Consider the following 17654-nt stretch of genomic DNA (forward strand, 5'->3'; position numbering starts at 1 on the left):
GATGGCGGCGAACGGCACCAGCGTTTCGATCCAGGACCTGTCGCTGAACTTCGGCGCGGTCTCGGTGCTGCAGACGCTCAACCTTGATGTCGCCGAGGGTGAATTCATCGTGCTGCTCGGGCCTTCCGGCTGCGGCAAGTCGACCCTGCTCAACTGCATCGCCGGCCTGCTCGACATTTCGGAAGGCCGCATCTTCATCAAGGGCAAGAACGTTACCTGGGAAGAGCCCAAGGACCGCGGCATCGGCATGGTCTTCCAGTCCTATGCGCTCTATCCGCAGATGACGGTGGAGAAAAACCTGTCCTTCGGGCTGCGCGTCGCCGGCATCGCCAAGGACGAGATCGCCAGGCGCATCGCGCGTGCCGCCGAGATCCTGCAGCTCGAGCCGCTTTTGCAGCGCAAGCCGGCCGCACTCTCCGGCGGCCAGCGCCAGCGCGTGGCTATCGGGCGGGCACTGGTGCGAGATGTCGATGTCTTCCTGTTCGACGAACCGCTTTCCAACCTCGATGCCAAGCTGCGTTCGGAACTGCGCGTCGAGATCAAGCTTCTGCACCGCAAGCTGCAGAACACGATGATCTACGTCACCCACGACCAGATCGAGGCGATGACGCTGGCAGACCGCATCGCGGTGATGAAGGGCGGCGTCATCCAGCAGCTCGACGCGCCGCAGACTATCTACAACCGTCCGGTCAACCGCTTCGTCGCGGGGTTCCTCGGTTCGCCCGCGATGAATTTCGTCGAGGGGCAGCTGGAAGCTGGCACGACGGCGGTGTTCAAGACCGGGGATTTGACCATACCGCTCGATCGCTACGGCTTCGACGGCGCCGGCAACAAGGGCGGGCCTTGCGTGTTCGGGATCCGGCCCGAGCACGTTGCCTTTGGCGAGGCCGCGAACGCCATGCCCTTTGCCGCCGATGCCGCCGTCGAGATCGTCGAGCCGATGGGCTCCGATACGCTGGTTTGGACGAAGCTCGGCGGCCGCAATTTTTCCTTCCGCGTCGAGGCGGAAAAGACGCTGCACAACGGCGAACCGATCCGGATCGGCTTCGATCCCGCACGCGCCTCGCTGTTCGACAGCCCATCCGGCAACCGCATGTAGCTCCCGAGAAAACCATCCTCCCAAAGACAATCCCCAAGCAGAACGGACAGAGACGATGAACTGGTCATTCCAACTTTACAGCGCCCGCAATTTCTTGCCGTGGACCGGCGTGCTCGAGATGCTCGGCAAGCTCGGTTACGCCGAGGTCGAAGGTTTTGGCGGCGTCTATGACGATCCCAAGGCCTTCCGCGCCGAACTCGACAAGAACGGCCTGGCCATGCCAACCGGCCATTTTTCCATCGACGCGCTGGAGAATGATTTCGATGGCGTGCGCAGGATCGCCGAAACGCTCGGCGTCAAGCTCTTGATCTGCCCCTATCTGATGGCGGAGGACAGGCCATCCGACATCGCCGGCTGGCGCGGCTTCGGCGAACGCCTGGCCAAGGTCGGCGAGGTGGCCTCGAAGGCAGGCTATGGCTTTGCCTGGCACAACCATGATTTCGAGTTCAAGGCACTCGCCGACGGCTCGGTGCCGCAGGATCATATCCTGTCGTCCGCCCCCAATATCGGCTGGGAAATGGACGTTGCCTGGATCGTGCGCGGCGGCGCCGATCCGTTGCCCTGGATCGAAAAGCAGGGCCAGCGCATCAGTGCCGTACATGTCAAGGACATCGCGAAGCCGGGCGAGGGGCTGGATGAGGATGGCTGGTCGGATGTCGGGCACGGCACGATCGACTGGGCCGGCCTGATCAAGGTGTTGCGTGCGAAGAGCGCTGCAAAATACTTTGTCATGGAACAGGACAATCCCAACGACATCGAGCGCTTCGCCCGCCGCTCGATCGCAACCGTCAAGAGCTACTAGGAACAACGACAATGGCAAAAAAACTGGGTATTGGCGTCATCGGCTGCGGCAACATCTCGAAGGCGTATTTCTCGCTGGCGCCGCTGTTTCGCGGCATCGAGATGCGCGCCTGCGCCGACCTCAACATGGACGCGGCCAAGGCGCGGGCGAAGGAGTTCAAGCTGCGCGCCGAGACCGTCGAGGATCTGCTCAAGGCCGACGATATCGACATCATCGTCAATTTGACCATTCCGGCCGTGCACTACGAAGTGTCGAAGCAGGTGCTCGACGCCGGCAAGCACGTCTATTCTGAAAAGCCGTTCGTGCTGTCGCTCAAGGAAGGCCAGGACCTCAAGGCGCGGGCCGAGAAGACGGGGCTGCGCATCGGCTCGGCACCGGACACGTTCCTCGGCGGCGCGCACCAGCTGGTGCGCGAACTGATCGACGAGGGAAAGCTCGGCAGGATCACCAGCGGCACCTGCCATGTCATGGGCCACGGCATGGAGCATTGGCACCCAAATCCGGATTTCTTCTTCCAGCCGGGCGCGGGGCCGGTCCTCGACATCGGGCCGTACTACATCACCAACCTGATCCAGCTGATCGGGCCGGTGAAGCAGGTGGCGGCATTTGCAACGACGCCGGCCAAGGAGCGGACCATCAGCTCCAAACCGCGCGCGGGAGAAAAGATCCCGGTCAACACGCCGACCACCATCCATGGCCTGCTCGAATTCGAGAACGGCGCCGTGGTGACGCTCAACACGAGCTGGGATGTGTGGGCTCACGGCCATGCGCCGATGGAGCTCTATGGCGAGGCCGGAACGGTGTTCGTGCCGGATCCGAACTTTTTCGGCGGCGACGTGCGCTTCACCGAAGAGGGCAAGCCCGTCAAGAAGCTGCCGAAATGGAAGCACCCGCTTGGCGTCCCGAACGAAATGCACGGCCAGGGCATGATGGCCAATTACCGCACAGCAGGCCTCGCCGACATGGCGCTGGCGATCACCGAAGGGCGGCCGCACCGCTGTTCCATGGAACTGGCGCTGCATGCGGTCGATGTCATGACAGGCATCCTGCGCTCCGGCGAGACCGGGAAGTACGTCGCCATGCAGACGACGTGCGAGCGGCCTGCCGCGCTTGGCGTCAAGCAGGCCAAGGAACTGCTGGCCAAGAAAAAGTAGGCGCGTGGATTATCGATAATTTCCTCCTAGCCTCTCCCCGTTCCCCCGGGGAGAGGGTAAGGATGGGGACGGGTACGCTCGTCGCGGCTGCGATGACGGTACCCCTTCCGTTCAGATTCGAGGATCTCCCATGCCCTATATCGCCGCTGAAAACCGTTATGAGAAAATGATCTACAACCGTTGCGGACGGTCCGGCCTCAAGCTACCGGCGATCTCGCTCGGGCTGTGGCACAATTTCGGCGACGACACGCCGCATCGGACCAAGCAGGCCATCGCCCGCAAGGCTTTCGACCTCGGCATCACCCATTTCGACCTCGCCAACAATTATGGCCCGCCGCCCGGCTCGGCCGAGACCGCTTTCGGCGAGATCCTGCGCACCGACTTTGCAAGATATCGCGACGAACTGATCATCTCGACCAAGGCCGGCTACGAGATGTGGGCGGGCCCCTACGGCGAATGGGGCGGGCGCAAATACATGCTGGCCAGCCTCGACCAGAGTCTGAAACGGATGGGGATCGACTATGTCGACATCTTCTATTCGCATCGCTTCGATCCCGACACGCCGCTCGAAGAAACCATGGGCGCGCTCGACCATGCCGTGCGTTCGGGCAAGGCGCTCTATGCGGGCATCTCGTCCTACAATTCGCAGCGCACCCGCGAGGCCGCCGACATATTGAGGCAACTCGGCACGCCCTGCGTCATCCACCAGCCAAGTTATTCGATGCTGAACCGCTGGGTCGAGGAAGACGGACTGCTCGATACGCTCGAAGGGCTCGGCGTCGGCTCGATCGTGTTCTCGCCGCTGGCGCAAGGCATGCTGACCAATAAATATCTCGGTGGCATTCCCGATGGCAGCCGAGCCTCGCAAGGCAAGTCGCTGAAGACGGCTTTCATCAACGACCGCACCATCGCCAACATCAAGTCGCTCGACGCGATCGCGGCAAAGCGCGGCCAGACGCTGGCGCAGATGGCGCTGGCCTGGGTGCTGCGCAAAGGCAAGGTGACGTCGGCGCTGATCGGCGCCAGCCGGCCCGAACAGGTGGAAGACTGCGTCGGGGCGCTGAAGGTGCTCGATTTCAGCGACGCCGAACTCGCTGAGATCGACACTTACGCGCGCGAGTCCGACATCAATCTGTGGGCGGCCTCCGCCGAGCGCAAAGGCCCGCCGAGAAAATAGCGCGGCCCAGAAGCCTGCAAACCGAAACGGCGGGAGCATTCCCGCCGTTTCCTTATCCGAGGTGACTTTGGCTTCAGGGCGTTTTTGGCTTCATGGCCGTGCCCAGGCCCGGCTTCGGCTTTTCAGGAGCTGGAGCCTTGGTCTTCATCTTCTCATCGATCCAGCCGGTGTAGTTGGCCAGCCGCGTATAGATGCCATAGGCGTCCTTATGGCCGCAGGCGGCACTACCGTCGGCCGGCCCTTCACCCCAGGAGACGACACCGACCTGGACCGGACCGTCGCTGCCGGTCATGAACAGCGGGCCGCCGCTGTCACCATTACAGGCATCGCGTACGCCGCTCGTGGTACCAGCGCAGATCATGTTTGATGTCAGCGGGTCGGTCATGTCCGCGGCGATCGCGTTGGCGGCGGCATCGATGCCCTTTTCCGAATAGCGCATGCGGTGCGACAGGTCGCCGAGCGCGGCTTTGAGGTCATGCGCGTAGATGGCCTTGATGCCGCTGTTGCAGGCGCTGTTCGGCTGAAGGTCGAGATCGGCGACCATCAGCGTGGTCGGGAAAGTGCCGTCCTGCATCTTGCCCCAGCCGGTGACCGTGGTCTTGCCGGCCTCGGGCGTCGCCTCATGGGTCAGCTTGATCGTCGGCGCATCTGCCGGTTCGGCCAGCCTCAGCAGGCCGAGATCATTGTCGAGCGTCTGCTCGCTGTAGCCCTCGTTGACGATGACTTCGATCACCTTGTGGCGCTTGCCTTCGCTGAGATCCGTGGCTCCGGTCAGCACGGTCACAGTGTCGGGTGAGATCGGACGGCCCTTGTCGTTGAGGCAGTGCGCGGCGGTCAGCACCCATTGCGGCGCGATCAGGCTGCCGCCGCAAAACTGCGCGTTTGCCTGCGAGGCGGGGTTCTCGTCCAGCCGGTTGCTGGTGAGCAGCGCGACCTGGAATGGATAGGCGCCCTTCTCGGCCTGGTTGCCGCCATAGACGCGATCGGCGCCGTCGGGATTCTCCGCCGCTGCCTTGGCCCTGGCTTCGTTCACCCGTTGCATCGGCGAGACCGCCGCTTCCGGCCTGACGGCGGCCTCGTGCGCCCGCCCGGTGTCGATCGAAGTGACGGCAGCGGCGATGCCAAGCAGCGATGCGGCAACGATTGGCCCGAACCGATTTGTGATGTGCACCTGAACCTCCTGAGACAATTCTCCCGCGCGGATCGACGCCGGGCATTGTGCAAGGAGGTGCCGGTTCGACGAGCCCGCACACGTGCCGTATCGAAACGGCGCGCGATCGGTCACAAAACCGAATCCCACTTTTGCTAACCGTGCCCGCGAGTAGAACCCGCGCAAAACTCTATAGCCCCCCACGGGCTACGTGGAAGCGATTTGTCATTGCCAATGTTGGATTATTTTAGGCAGTATATCGCTGACCGGTCTTTTTGTGGGGGCTTTAGATTGACCATGGTAAACAACGACCGGGTAGGCGCGTCGCCAGGCTTGCTCTTTTTTTGGCGCCACCACGATCTCGACAATATTTCTGTATTTTGATCCAGTCCTTGCTGACTTTTTGGGAGAGTCTCACCATGACAAAACTGACATACGCTATGATTGCATCCGCATTGCTTTCCACGGCGATGTGGGCGGTTCCTGCTTTCGCCGATCCTGGCTCAGCCAGTTCCGGCAACGGGGAAAGCATGCGGGACGTGACTTCGGGCGACTTCAAGCCGGGGCGGGCAAAACCGATCACGACACCGAAACTTACCGATGAAGACAGCCGCGCCGCGCCGCTCACCGACGAAGCGACGGCTGTCAAATCCTATGGCATCGTCGGACGGTCCGCCGATGGCAAGGAGATCAAGATCGAGCCGAGCGAGGCGCTGCGGGAACTGATCATCAAGCAACTGAACGCCCCGGCCGATGGGCCGGAAGGCACCCAGCGCAAGACCGAGGATCCTGATCTTGGCGAAGGCGAAGCCGGTCGCCAGGTTTTCGGCGCCGACGATCGCGTGCAGGTCAAGAACACCAAGACCTATCCGTTCTCGGCCATCGGCTATCTCGAAGCCAAATCGCCGAAAACCGGCAGCTTTGGCAGCTGCTCGGCGACGCTGATCGGTCCGCGCACGGTGCTCACCGCCGCGCATTGCCTCTATAGCCACGAGGACAAGGACTGGCTGGCGGACTATCTGTTCGTGCCAGGTCTCAACGGCAGCACCGCCGATGACGCCCCGTTCGGCGCCTTCACCTTTGAAAGCGCCTATGTGCTGCAGGGCTTCATCGACAACTACCAGGGCTATTACGGTTCCGTGATTCCATGGGATCTCGGCATCATCACGCTGAAGCAGGATGTCGGCACCAATCTCGGCTGGCTGGGCTACGCCAACTATGACGATCTCGGCGACTTCACCGCCAATCTCGTCGGCTATCCCGGCGACAAGCCGATGGGCACGATGTGGAAGGCAAGCTGCGAGGTGCATGCCGAAAACATCGCCCCGGAATATTTCCAGTATGACTGCGATACGTTCCCGGGGTCGAGCGGCAGCTCGGTCTATGCCTATGACAACAACTCCAAGCAGCGCATCATCACTGGCGTCAACGTGGCGGAGAGCCCCGACGCGAACACCGCGGTGCGCCTGAACGCCGCCAACATCCAGTGGATCAACAGCCTTTACAAGTAATACTCGTAACGGCAGTTACAGGAAGGCGGCGGATCAATCCCGCCGCCTTTTTCATGCCGACCCCTCCGTGCGGCTTCTCTTGCACGCGGACCGCGCCCCGACTACGCTTGATCGGCCCAAGGGGTTGGGCATCCAAAGGGGGCGAGGAGCATGGCGCGGGCAAGGGCAGTGCTTGGTATGCCGTCAGGCGAAACCGCGACGGCGAAAATCTTGCCGTCATTGCCGTTGCCGAGGTAGCCACGGATGGTGCGCAGGCTGACGCCGCTTTGCCAATCCCAGACGCGGATGGTCTTGTCGTCCGAGGCCGAGACGAGCTCCTCGCCATCGGGCGTGAAAGCGAGATCGGTGACCCGCGCGCTGTGGCCGCCGGTGTCGAGATCGAGGTGGAAATCCGGGGCGTCCTCGGCACGGGCAACCGACGCCGAGACCAGGGCTCCGGCCATGGCGAGCCAGCGGCAGGCACGCATGAGGCGGAAGCTCACCCGGCCCTTGTCATCCCGGCCCTTGTCATCCACGGCCTTGTCATCGTTATTTGGTTTCAGCCGACGGTTGCCCGTTGCGCACATAGGCTTCGATCGCGGTGGCGAAAGTGGGTGAGCCCGCCTTGCGCTGCCTGTCGATATAGCCAGCAAAATAACTCCAGAAGGAGACGGCATAGTCGCGGAAATAGGCGTCGGTCACCTTGCGCGAACACAGGTCGCCATCGACGCAGAAGGAAAGCCGGTTGAGGAAATAGACGATGCGGTCGAAATTCTCATTGAAGTCGGCCAGCGGCATGTCGCCGCCCGAAGCGCTCATCGCCTCGATGCCGATGCGCTGCCGGAAGACCTGCTCCTCGGTCGAGGAAGGGTTGGCGCTGAGCAGATTGTCATATTTGGCATTGAGGGCCGCGAGACGGTCTTTCAGCGCCCGCTGCGCCTGCTGATAGTCCTTGGTCTCCCATAGCTCGACGAGCGACATGGTCTGCTCGACGCGCTTCTGTTCCTGATTGGCCAGGAACTGATAGACCGAGAACCCCAGGGTAAAGATGATGGCGAAGCGGACCAGCATGCCCGACCAGGCATAGACGAGCATGCGCCAGTCCCGGTCGGTGAAGGGGTTGCTTTCCTTCTTGATCTCATGGGCGCTGGGCCAGGGGAAACCCTCCGTGGTTTCCGGCAAGGCCTGCTTCGCCGCCGTTTTTGCCGGCACGGCAACCGCTGTCTGCTTGGGCGCCCCCGCCGGTTTCTTCATTTGCAGCTGTCCAGTTCGATGGTGGCGGAGGGATCAAGCACGACGCCCGGCGTCTCGAGCTGCTTCTTCAGGCAGGCCAGCTGCGGGCGCGAAACGATGAACTGCATGTCCGGCTCCGCCGGTGCCTTGTTCGGCGACGGCAAGGCCTCGACGATGCCGCGCGAGGCGCAGCCTGATAGGTCGACCACGATCGCGTCGCTGCTGGCCTTGGCGAACTGGTCGTACTGGTCGAGAAAGCAGCTCGCCAGTTCCGAATTGATGACCACCTGCTTGGCACAGAGGCCGCAGGCGTCCTGCGCCGACGCACTCGCAATCAGCAGCATGCCGCCGGCAAGACCGGCAACCGTCGCGCGCCAGGAAAATACGGACTTTTTCACAATCGATCCCACCCGCTTCATGCGGCCGTCATGCCCCAAGGGCCGCAGCCTGCAATGTTCTCATATCGCGCCGATCGCGCAAGGGCCGGCGCGGCAGGGCCGAGCGGCGCTGGCGCCAGAGTTCAGGCGCGCGGCACCGTCTCTATCGGGAAGATCATTACCGCGCCCTTCGGACCGCTCTTGTCGGCAAGGCGCATCACCGATCGGGTCGACGGCGCCATACCGATATCGGCGAGCATGTCGGAGAAGCCGGCGGGGCCTATCCCGCGTGTCGCCGAGGCGACGCCGTCCTGCTCCAGGAAGCGCAGATCCTCCTTCTCGCTCTCCGGCGGTGCCTCGGTCAGCACCGCGATCATCCGTTCCATGCCAAAGCTGCTGTCGGAGAATTTCAGCAACCCCTGCTCGAGCGTTGCTTGCGGCGCCAGCCGCTCGGCTATGATGTGGGTGATCGAATAGTCGCTGCCGACATAGAGCACATTGATGTCGACCAACTGGTCCGAACTGTTCTTGGCCAGCACATGGACCTGGTCGTCCGGTGAGACGCGTGGCACCACTGAGGCCTGCAAGGGTTCGAGGCCCTCCTTGTCGCGGCGCTTGACCTGGAATTGCACGTCGACGTCCTCGGGCCTGTAGTCGGAGGCCGCGGCCAGCCTGGAAAGCCCGGTGGCCCGGAAGATGGTGCGCAAATTCCTGGTGGTCGCATCGACGAGTTTGTGGCGGTCGTCGGCGTGGATGATGATCAGCGGCGGCTTGCTGCCGTCCTTAAAGGTCACATCGCCCGAGGCCGGCAGGAACCATAGAGCCGGCTTGTCGGTGGCGTTCTTGTCGGCGCCGGCAATGGCGTTCTCGCGCATCACCGCGAAGCGAAGCTCGGCGCTCTTGCCCGGATCGACCAGTTCGATGTTGAAGCCGGTCTCTTTGGCCTCGGCCAGTTCGTCGAGAACCGAATTGACGAGTGCTGTTTCCGCCTCCAATCCCTTGGTCGCGGCCGGCCGCGCGACGGCGAGCCTGTAGTCGACGGCGATCTCCGCCACCCGGGCATAGGCGTGGGCGGGGATATCGGCGACTTTCAGCGCCGGCTTCTTGTCGAATTCGACCGGCTTGACGCGGCTCTCCAGGTTCTTCGCCGATTGCACTTCGAGATAGCCGACCGCGTCGGACAGCGACGACAGCGCCGACGGCAGGATGGCGAGCTTGCTGCCGGGAGTGAGGCGATGCAGCAGACCGGCGCCTATCGTCGCCTCGCCGTCCTTGACGACGATGGGCCACTGCATGATCGCATCGGTCTTGTCGGTGCCGAACACGCGCGCGTCGAGTTCGCCTTCGAACAACGGCGTCGGCCGGGTGCGGCTGTCGGCCGAATATTGCTGCAGCACGGCCTGGCCGAGCTGCCGGTAGGTGATGTCGGGGTTTTCGGCGAGCTTCGACAGGATGGTGAAGGTGAACAGGCCAAAGCGTGGCGCATCGGGCGTGCCCTTGGGCAGCGGCATCTCCGGCGTCGTTTCGACCGTCTGCGCGGCATAGAAGGCGACCAGCTTGCCCTTGGTGATCGGCTCGCCGCCGGTCGGCGTCAGGTTGAAGGCAGGCTTGCGCTGGCCGTTCTCGTCGAGGCCGCGCGATGCGCTCGCGACCGTGTCCTCATAGGTCTTGATGGCCGCCGCCCTGGCGTCCTCGTCGCCGCCGACCAGATCGGCGAACTCGACCTTGCGCGCTAGCTCGTCTTCGACATCGACCGCGCGGGTTGCTGTGCCGGAATGGCAGCAGTCGAACACGGCCCAGACGAAGGCACCCTTGTTCCTGATGGCGTCGAGCGCGTCGCCGATCTCGTTGTCGACGAGCGCGTTCGGCACACCGGCGTCCCTGTTGATCCACTTCTCGATGTCGACCGGCAGGAAAATCTCGTCGAGGCCGTCGGTCTCGTCGCCCTTGACCCTCTCAGGCTGCTGGGCGCCGTGGCCGGACAGATGCAGGTAGACGAAGTCGTCGCGCTGAACCCTGGCCGCCAGGTCCGCCAGCCCGGCCTTGATCGCCGCATGGGTCGGTAGGTCCTTGGCGCCGGGCACGTCCTTGGCCAGCAGCGTGACGTTCTCCGGCGCGAAGCGCACCGGATCGGGCACGTTCTTCAAGAGATATTCGTGCACCAGGCCGGCATCGTTCTTCGGCCCGATCAGCCAGTTTCGCTGCGGCAAAGCAGGATATTCGGTGCAGGCGACCAGCAGCGCATGGTAGGTGCGCGAAGCGGCCCGCGCGCGGAACGACACCGCACCGGCGGCCATCAGCGCGGACGTGCCGACAAGCAGCGTCCGGCGTGTCAATTTGATCATGTTGCTTCCCCAAGCCCGAACCAATTTCCCAAGCGTGGCAAACTTCGCCGAAGATTTTGTCAGTATTTTGAATGCCGCTCCGTTATCAATCCCGCCACTGCCGTTACATCGGCACGTCGTCGATTGGTCCGGCTACAACAGAAGAGTAGCAAAGACCGCGGTTCGTCGCTATCTGATTGGGATCAGGCGGTTTGCACGTGCAGACAACCGCGCGTGACGCAGGACGAGTTGGAACAGGACCATGGCGGCAAGGGATGTGCTGACGAAAAACCAGTTGTGCGTGCTCGAGAAGCTCGAGACCGCCAGCGGGCCGCTCAGCGCCTACACACTGCTCGACCAGCTTCGCGAGCGCGGTTTTCGTGCGCCATTGCAAGTCTATCGCGCGCTCGACACGCTGGTGAAATCCGGCTTCGTGCACCGGCTGGAAAGCATCAATTCCTTCGTCGCCTGCGCCGAGCCGCATGACCACAGCCATGCGATGACCGCGTTCGCGATTTGCGACACATGCGGGCAGGTGACCGAAATGTCCGACCACGACGTCGACCACCGGCTGAACGAATGGGTCAGTTCCACCGGCTTCGCCGCCAAGAAGGCGGTGATCGAGTTTCGGGGGACCTGTGCGAAGTGCCGGGCCGAGGCTGCCTAACGCGCCGTTGACCAAGCAAACCAAAAGGCAACGAGCGCCAACAAGGTCGAAAGCAGCCGTCGGCTGATTTGTTCCAGCCGCGGATCGTTGAGGAATGGCTGCAGTGCTCCCGCCAGTACGACAATCACACCATGGATGGCGGTCGCAACAGCCACGTATGTGAGGGTTAGCAGGGCGGTCTGCGCAAGTACGGGTCGTTCCGGCTCGACGAAGGTCGGTAGCACGGCGACATAGAAGATCGCAGCCTTCGGATTCAGAAGATTGGTGACAAGCCCGCGTAAGAAATATTTCCCGCCCGGATCGCCATTGCTCGAAACCACATCGGTCCCAGTGGTCCAGCCCTCCCAGGCGAGATAAAGCAGGAACAGTATGCCTGCCCAGCGGAGACCCTCGTAAAGCAGGGATGAAGCCTGGATGAGTTCGGCAACGCCCAAAGCAGCGATGCCACCGATGAGCGCGAGGCCCACCGCGATGCCTGCCACGGTAGCGAAGCCGGCGCGGCGACCGTCGCTCGCCGAGACCAGCGCCAGGTAGGTCATGTTCGGGCCCGGCGTCAGTTCGATCAGCAGGGACGCTAGCGCGAATGACAGGAATGTGCTCGTTGATAGCGGCAGCATTGTGCCCATATCAATGCGCCTCGTCCCAGTTGTTGGCGGCGCGGGCGTCGACGTGCAGCGGGACCGACATCGAGACCGCCGGCATCGCCGCGTTTTCCATGACGTGGCGCACGACCGGGATTGTCGCCTCGACTTCGGCCTCGACCGTTTCGAAGATCAGCTCGTCATGCACCTGCAGGAGCATGCGGGCGGATAACCTGGCCTTGTCCAAGGCTTCCTCCATGCGGATCATGGCGCGGCGGATGATGTCGGCGGCGGTGCCTTGCAGGCGGGCGTTGATCGAGGCGCGCTCGTTAAAGGCGCGGAGCGACGGGTTCGACGACCTGATGTCGGGATAGTGGATGCGGCGGCCGAAGATCGTTTCGACAAAGCCGTGCTCGCGGGCATAGGCCTTGGTCTCCTCGATATAGTCGCGGATGCCCGGGAAGCGCTCGAAATATTTCTTGATATAAGCGCTCGCCTCTTCGCGCGGGATCGACAGCTGGTTGGCGAGGCCGAAAGCCGAGATGCCGTAGATGATGCCGAAATTGATCGCCTTGGCGCGGCGGCGCACCTCCGAAGGCATGCCCTCGACGGGGACACCGAACATCTCGGACGCCGTGATGGCGTGGATGTCGGCTCCATCGGCAAAGGCCTGCCGCAATTGCGGAATTTCGGCGACATGGGCGAGCACGCGCAGTTCGATCTGGCTGTAGTCGGCCGAGACCAGCCGGTGGCTCTTGTCGGTGATGAAGGCGGTCCTGATCTTGCGGCCTTCAGCCGTGCGCACCGGAATGTTCTGCAGGTTCGGGTCGGACGACGACAGCCGGCCCGTCGTCGTCGCGGCCAGCGCGTAGGAGGTGTGGACGCGCTTGGTGTCGGGATTGACGAAGCCAGGCAGCGCATCGGTGTAGGTCGATTTCAACTTGGTGAGCTGGCGCCAGTCGACGATCTTGCGCGGCAATTCATGGCCTTCGGCGGCAAGGTCTTCGAGCAGCTGCGCCGAGGTCGACCACTGGCCGGTCTTGGTCTTCGAGCCGCCGGGCAGGCCCATGCGGCCGAACAATATGTCGCCGAGCTGCTTGGGTGAGCCGATGTTGATGCGCTCCCCGATGAGCTGGTAGATTTCCTCCTCGAGCCGGGCCGCACCTTGCGCCAGTTCGCCCGACAGCCGCGACAGGATCTGCCGGTCGACCGAAATGCCGCGCTGTTCCATGCGCGCCAGCACCGGCACCAGCGGCCGTTCCAGGCGTTCGTAGACCGATACCAGCCCCTTGGCGGCAAGCCTGGGCTTCAGCACCAGCCAGAGCCGCAACGTGACGTCGGCATCCTCGGCGGCGTGCGCGGTTGCCCTGTCGATGTCGACCTGATCGAAGCCGATGGAGCTCTTGCCGGAGCCGGTTACATCCTTGAGCTGGAGGGGCGTATGACCAAGCCACTTCTCGGCCAGTGCGTCCATGCCGTGGCCATGCGGGGTGCCGGCATCGAGCACGTAGGAGATCAGCATGGTGTCGTCGAACGGCGCGACATCGATGCCGTAGCGGCTCATGATGACGATATCATATTTCAGGTTCTGCGCGATCTTGAGGACCGATCTGTCCTCCAACAGCGGCTTCAGCACCGCCAGCGCCTCGCGAAGCGAAATCTGGTTTTCGAGCGTGCCGCCGCCAAGCAGGTCACCATTGCCGCTCTTGTGGGCAAAGGGAATATAGGCGGCGCGGCCAGGCGCCGTGGCTATTGCCATGCCGATCAATTCGGCCTGCATCGGATCTGTTGATGTCGCCCTGACGTCGAAGGAAGCTATACCGGCCTCCAACGCTTCAGCCACCCATGCTTTCAAGGTCGCGATGTCTCGGATGCAATGGTAGGCCGACGTATCGATCTTGGCGGTGGCCGCGCCCTCCAGCCGCAATGCGGCCAGGAGGGAAGGGGTGTCACCTTGTTTCGGCGTCTCCGTCGTCTCGGTTTCAGCAGTCTGGCCAAGCCCGGAGCCCGCGCCGTTGCGGGCAACGGGTGGTGCTCCCGCGCCGACATCGGGGCCATGTGCATTGTCGGCGCGTTCGACGGTTACCGCCACGGCCTGTACCTCGCCGGCCTCCGTGCCGGTCGCTTCCGCGACGCGGCGGGTCAGCGAGGTGAATTCCATGGTCTTGAGGAAGCCGATCAGCTTCGGCCCGTCGGGGGCATGCAGCACGAAATCGTCCAGCCCCTCGGCCACTGGCACGTCGTTCTTCAGCGTCACCAACTGGCGCGAGATGCGCGCCTTGTCGGCGTTGGCGATGATCGATTCACGCCTTTTCTCCTGCTTGATCTCGCCGGCGCGGGCGAGCAATCCGTCGAGATCGCCGAACTGCTCGAGCAGTTGCGCCGCGGTCTTTGGGCCAATTCCGGGCACGCCAGGCACATTGTCGACGGAATCGCCGGTCAGCGCCTGCAGGTCGATCATCTTTTCCGGCGGCACGCCCCATTTCTCGATGACTTCGGGAATGCCGATCTGACGGTCCTTCATCGGGTCGTACATGCCGACCGTGTCGCCAACCAACTGCATCAGATCCTTGTCGGAGGAGATGATGGTGGTGTCGCCACCGGCCTCGCAGGCCAGGCGGCAATAGGTGGCGATGAGATCGTCGGCCTCGAAGCCCTCCATCTCGACGCAAGGCAGGTTGAATGCCCTGGTTGCCTGTCGGATCAGGCCGAACTGAGGGATCAGATCCTCGGGTGGCGCCGAACGGTTGGCCTTGTATTCGGGATAGAGATCGTTGCGGAAGGTTTTCGAGGAATAGTCGAAGATGACGGCGAAATGCGTCGGCACGATCCCCACATCGGTGTTGCGGGCATCCTGCATCAGTTTCCACAGCATGTTGCAGAAGCCCGAAACGGCACCGACCGGCAGGCCGTCCGACTTGCGGGTCAGAGGCGGCAATGCGTGGTAGGCACGGAAGATGTAGCCGGAGCCGTCAATGAGGAAGAGATGATCGCCTTTTTTCATGCCGGCAGGGATAGCGCGGCACGATGGCTTGGTCCATGCCAAAGACATCGCGCGATATAGGTTCCGTCAACACCCTGACAGATCGGGTTCCGCAGGCCTGCTCACGGTCACGTTACAAAAGTGTAACGTTGACGCCCTTGAATCGCCACGTTCAGAGACCCAAATACACGTCATCGGCAGTTTTCGCCGAGTCCGGAGCAAGGCCCGTCCCCCGCCTATCCCGGACAACTGCGGCAGCCTATCCCCCCTCTCCGGGCTGCCGCATCGTTTCGAGTAAAACGCCGCCGTGGTCCCCCCTCCACCACGGCGGCATTTTTTTGCCCGATTGCGCCATGCGGGCCGTGGTCCAATCGTCCCGGGCTTTTCGTTTCGCCGCTCTGCCTTTACGGTTCCGGCACTGAATCGAAAGGCTCGCCAAATGTCCGCAATCTCCCCCGTCCTCGACCGTCTCGACCAAAATCTCGACCAGAGCCTGGAGCGGCTCTTCGGACTGCTCAAGATCAAGTCGATCTCCACCGATCCGGCCTATGCCGCCGACTGCCGCAAGGCGGCGGAATGGCTGGTGGCGGAGCTCAGGCTCATCGGCTTCGAGGCCAGCGTGCGCGACACGCCAGGCCACCCGATGGTGGTTGCGCATCATGACGGACCGGCGGGCGCGCCGCATGTGCTGTTCTACGGCCATTACGACGTTCAGCCGGTCGACCCGATCGAATTGTGGGAAAACGACCCCTTCGCACCCGCGCTCAAGGACGTCGCACCCGGTCACAAGGTGATCACCGGGCGCGGCTCGGCCGACGACAAGGGCCAGCTGATGACCTTCGTCGAAGCCTGCCGCGCGTGGAAACAGGTGCATGGCAGTCTGCCATGCCGCATCACCATCCTGTTCGAAGGCGAGGAAGAATCCGGCTCGCCTTCGCTGAAGCCGTTCCTCGAGGCCAATGCCGAGGAGCTCAAGGCCGATTTCGCGCTGGTCTGCGATACCAGCATGTGGGACCGCGACACGCCGTCGATCTGCGTCGGGCTGCGCGGTCTGGTCGGCGAGGAGATCACGGTGAAGGCAGCCGACCGCGACCTGCATTCGGGTCTTTATGGCGGCGCTGCCGCCAACCCGATCCGCATCCTGGCCAAGGTGCTGGCCGACATCCACGACAAGGACGGCCATATCACCATCCCGGGCTTCTATGACGGCGTCGAGGAGACGCCCTCGCAGGTGCTGCAATCATGGGAGACGCTGGGCGAGACGGCCGAGACCTTCCTCGGACCTGTCGGCCTGTCGATCCCTTCGGGCGAAAAGGGCCGTTCGGTGCTGGAACTGACCTGGGCGCGGCCGACCGCCGAGTTCAACGGCATCATCGGCGGCTATACAGGCAAGGGCTTCAAGACCGTCATCGCGGCGGAGGCGTCGGCCAAGGTTTCGTTCCGCCTCGTCCACAGGCAGGATCCGAAGAAGATCCGCACGGCCTTCCGCAAATTCGTCGAGGAGCGCATTCCGGCCGATTGTTCGGTCGAATTCCACGCCCACGGCGGCTCGCCGGCAATCCAGCTGTCCTACGACTCGCCCTTCCTGGCCAAGGCCAAGACCGCACTTTCCGACGAATGGCCAAAGCCCGCTGTGACGACCGGCAGCGGCGGCTCCATTCCAGTGGTGGGCGACTTCCAGACCTATCTCGGCATGGAATCCCTGTTGGTCGGCTTTGGCCTCGACGACGACCGCATCCACTCGCCCAACGAAAAATACGAACTCAGCTCCTTCCACAAGGGCCAGCGCTCCTGGGCGCGCATTCTGGATGCGCTGACGCGCTGAAACTGCGGGAAATAACGTTTCCTGTTGATTTTTCATCAGATCGCGGCGAGGACGGGCCACGAGACAAAAGTGTCGGGTATCCCTTGCGTGGCAAGGGATACCCGAGGCTCGACCGGAGAAGACAATGGCCGACATCCGTTTCCATAAGAACGATCTGCCCGACCTCTCGCTTTACAATGTCGGGGCGGTGGCCATCGACACGGAAACGCTGGGCCTCAACCCGCATCGCGACCGGCTCTGCGTCGTACAGATCTCGCCTGGCGACGGCAGCGCCGATATCATCCAGATCGCGCCGGGCCAGAAAAAGGCGCCGAACCTCGTCAGCCTGTTGAGAAACCGCGCCATCACCAAGCTGTTCCACTACGGACGCTTCGATATCGCGGTGCTCTACAATGCGTTTGGGGTCATGGCCGAGCCGGTGTTCTGCACCAAGATCGCTTCGCGGCTGACGCGCACCTACACCGACCGGCACGGGCTGAAGGACATATGTTTCGAGCTTCTCGGCGTCGGCCTGTCCAAGGCGCAGCAATCGTCCGACTGGGCGGCCGAAACCTTGTCGCCCGAACAGCTCGAATATGCCGCCTCCGATGTGCTCTATCTGCATCGGTTGCGCGATGCGCTGGCCGGGCGGCTGGCGCGCGAGGGACGCATCAAGGAGGCGGACGCCTGTTTCCGCTTCCTGCCGACGCGGTCCAAGCTTGACCTGATGGGCTGGGCCGAAGAGGATATCTTCGCCCACAGCTGACGTCCTGGCGACGACCTGCGTCCCGCCGCCGGTTTGGAACCAGGTGC

At 63.0% G+C, this 17654-nt stretch carries 15 protein-coding genes; 8 read left to right on the plus strand and 7 right to left on the minus strand.

Features of this window, described 5'->3' with window-relative positions; all coding sequences use genetic code 11:
* The first annotated feature begins 1 nt into the window (after position 1).
* From LB564_RS25835 to mgrA, 4 genes are all read left to right on the plus strand, one after another.
* Complete coding sequence (locus LB564_RS25835) at positions 2-1099, plus strand: ABC transporter ATP-binding protein (RefSeq protein ID WP_224542091.1); 1098 nt, start codon at positions 2-4, stop codon at positions 1097-1099.
* Positions 1100-1154: 55 nt separating this feature from the next.
* Positions 1155-1901 (plus strand): sugar phosphate isomerase/epimerase family protein, encoded by a 747-nt coding sequence (locus LB564_RS25840; RefSeq protein WP_224541943.1) that lies wholly within the window; start codon positions 1155-1157, stop codon positions 1899-1901.
* 11 nt (positions 1902-1912) lie between these two features.
* Positions 1913-3055: a Gfo/Idh/MocA family protein gene (locus LB564_RS25845; RefSeq protein ID WP_224541945.1), complete on the plus strand. Its 1143-nt coding sequence runs from the start codon at positions 1913-1915 to the stop codon at positions 3053-3055.
* A gap of 130 nt (positions 3056-3185) precedes the next feature.
* On the plus strand, positions 3186-4232 hold the full coding sequence (gene mgrA, locus LB564_RS25850) for an L-glyceraldehyde 3-phosphate reductase (protein ID WP_224541947.1): 1047 nt from the start codon (positions 3186-3188) through the stop codon (positions 4230-4232).
* A 73-nt stretch (positions 4233-4305) separates the two neighbouring features.
* Here mgrA and LB564_RS25855 read toward each other — a convergent pair whose 3' ends face one another.
* Positions 4306-5403 (minus strand): S1 family serine peptidase, encoded by a 1098-nt coding sequence (locus tag LB564_RS25855; protein ID WP_224541949.1) that lies wholly within the window; start codon positions 5401-5403, stop codon positions 4306-4308.
* A gap of 509 nt (positions 5404-5912) precedes the next feature.
* Between LB564_RS25855 and LB564_RS25860 the strand changes: the two genes are divergently transcribed.
* Positions 5913-6893, plus strand: a complete 981-nt coding sequence (locus LB564_RS25860) for a trypsin-like serine peptidase (RefSeq protein WP_224541952.1) — start codon at positions 5913-5915, stop codon at positions 6891-6893.
* Between the two features lie 101 nt (positions 6894-6994).
* Here the strand turns inward: LB564_RS25860 and LB564_RS25865 are convergent, their stop codons facing one another.
* The 4 genes from LB564_RS25865 to LB564_RS25880 all read right to left on the minus strand — a co-directional run bounded on the left by LB564_RS25865 (position 6995) and on the right by LB564_RS25880 (position 10827).
* Positions 6995-7408 carry a WD40 repeat domain-containing protein gene (locus tag LB564_RS25865; protein WP_224541954.1) on the minus strand — a complete coding sequence of 138 codons (414 nt, stop codon included), beginning with the start codon at positions 7406-7408 and terminating at the stop codon, positions 6995-6997.
* Positions 7409-7421: 13 nt separating this feature from the next.
* A complete protein-coding gene (locus LB564_RS25870; RefSeq protein WP_224541956.1) occupies positions 7422-8126 on the minus strand; it encodes a hypothetical protein in 705 nt (234 codons plus the stop codon).
* The gene (locus tag LB564_RS25875) at positions 8123-8503 is read right to left on the minus strand and encodes a hypothetical protein (protein ID WP_140704102.1); all 381 of its coding nucleotides are present in this window, start codon (positions 8501-8503) and stop codon (positions 8123-8125) included. Before LB564_RS25875 ends, LB564_RS25870 begins: the two co-directional genes overlap by 4 nt.
* A gap of 122 nt (positions 8504-8625) precedes the next feature.
* Positions 8626-10827, minus strand: a complete 2202-nt coding sequence (locus tag LB564_RS25880) for a caspase family protein (protein ID WP_224541957.1) — start codon at positions 10825-10827, stop codon at positions 8626-8628.
* 241 nt (positions 10828-11068) lie between these two features.
* Between LB564_RS25880 and LB564_RS25885 the strand changes: the two genes are divergently transcribed.
* Complete coding sequence (locus LB564_RS25885; RefSeq protein WP_140704106.1) at positions 11069-11473, plus strand: Fur family transcriptional regulator; 405 nt, start codon at positions 11069-11071, stop codon at positions 11471-11473.
* On the opposite strand, the gene LB564_RS25890 is transcribed toward LB564_RS25885, so the two are convergent.
* The gene (locus LB564_RS25890) at positions 11470-12099 is read right to left on the minus strand and encodes a LysE family translocator (protein ID WP_140704108.1); all 630 of its coding nucleotides are present in this window, start codon (positions 12097-12099) and stop codon (positions 11470-11472) included. The two genes, LB564_RS25885 and LB564_RS25890, sit on opposite strands and share 4 nt — an antisense overlap.
* 1 nt (position 12100) lies before the next feature.
* On the minus strand, positions 12101-15058 hold the full coding sequence (polA, locus tag LB564_RS25895) for a DNA polymerase I (RefSeq protein WP_224541959.1): 2958 nt from the start codon (positions 15056-15058) through the stop codon (positions 12101-12103).
* A 418-nt stretch (positions 15059-15476) separates the two neighbouring features.
* Between polA and LB564_RS25900 the strand changes: the two genes are divergently transcribed.
* Both LB564_RS25900 and LB564_RS25905 read left to right on the plus strand, forming a co-directional pair.
* Positions 15477-16862 (plus strand): M20/M25/M40 family metallo-hydrolase, encoded by a 1386-nt coding sequence (locus LB564_RS25900; RefSeq protein ID WP_224541961.1) that lies wholly within the window; start codon positions 15477-15479, stop codon positions 16860-16862.
* A 124-nt stretch (positions 16863-16986) separates the two neighbouring features.
* Positions 16987-17607: a ribonuclease D gene (locus tag LB564_RS25905; RefSeq protein ID WP_224541963.1), complete on the plus strand. Its 621-nt coding sequence runs from the start codon at positions 16987-16989 to the stop codon at positions 17605-17607.
* The last annotated feature ends 47 nt before the right edge of the window (positions 17608-17654 follow it).

The sequence above is a fragment of the Mesorhizobium sp. ES1-6 genome, assembly GCF_020164775.1.
Taxonomy (GTDB): Bacteria; Pseudomonadota; Alphaproteobacteria; order Rhizobiales; family Rhizobiaceae; genus Mesorhizobium.

What these genes read in the sequence shown, in the direction of transcription:
- LB564_RS25835 (WP_224542091.1), top strand. Translation starts at nt 2, where the DNA reads ATGGCGGCGAACGGCACCAGCGTTTCGATCCAGGACCTGTCGCTGAAC.
- LB564_RS25840 (WP_224541943.1), top strand. Translation starts at nt 1,155, where the DNA reads ATGAACTGGTCATTCCAACTTTACAGCGCCCGCAATTTCTTGCCGTGG.
- LB564_RS25845 (WP_224541945.1), top strand. Translation starts at nt 1,913, where the DNA reads ATGGCAAAAAAACTGGGTATTGGCGTCATCGGCTGCGGCAACATCTCG.
- mgrA (WP_224541947.1), top strand. Translation starts at nt 3,186, where the DNA reads ATGCCCTATATCGCCGCTGAAAACCGTTATGAGAAAATGATCTACAAC.
- LB564_RS25860 (WP_224541952.1), top strand. Translation starts at nt 5,913, where the DNA reads ATGCGGGACGTGACTTCGGGCGACTTCAAGCCGGGGCGGGCAAAACCG.
- LB564_RS25870 (WP_224541956.1), bottom strand. Translation starts at nt 8,126, where the DNA reads ATGAAGAAACCGGCGGGGGCGCCCAAGCAGACAGCGGTTGCCGTGCCG.
- LB564_RS25880 (WP_224541957.1), bottom strand. Translation starts at nt 10,827, where the DNA reads ATGATCAAATTGACACGCCGGACGCTGCTTGTCGGCACGTCCGCGCTG.
- LB564_RS25885 (WP_140704106.1), top strand. Translation starts at nt 11,069, where the DNA reads ATGGCGGCAAGGGATGTGCTGACGAAAAACCAGTTGTGCGTGCTCGAG.
- LB564_RS25890 (WP_140704108.1), bottom strand. Translation starts at nt 12,099, where the DNA reads ATGGGCACAATGCTGCCGCTATCAACGAGCACATTCCTGTCATTCGCG.
- polA (WP_224541959.1), bottom strand. Translation starts at nt 15,058, where the DNA reads ATGAAAAAAGGCGATCATCTCTTCCTCATTGACGGCTCCGGCTACATC.
- LB564_RS25900 (WP_224541961.1), top strand. Translation starts at nt 15,477, where the DNA reads ATGTCCGCAATCTCCCCCGTCCTCGACCGTCTCGACCAAAATCTCGAC.
- LB564_RS25905 (WP_224541963.1), top strand. Translation starts at nt 16,987, where the DNA reads ATGGCCGACATCCGTTTCCATAAGAACGATCTGCCCGACCTCTCGCTT.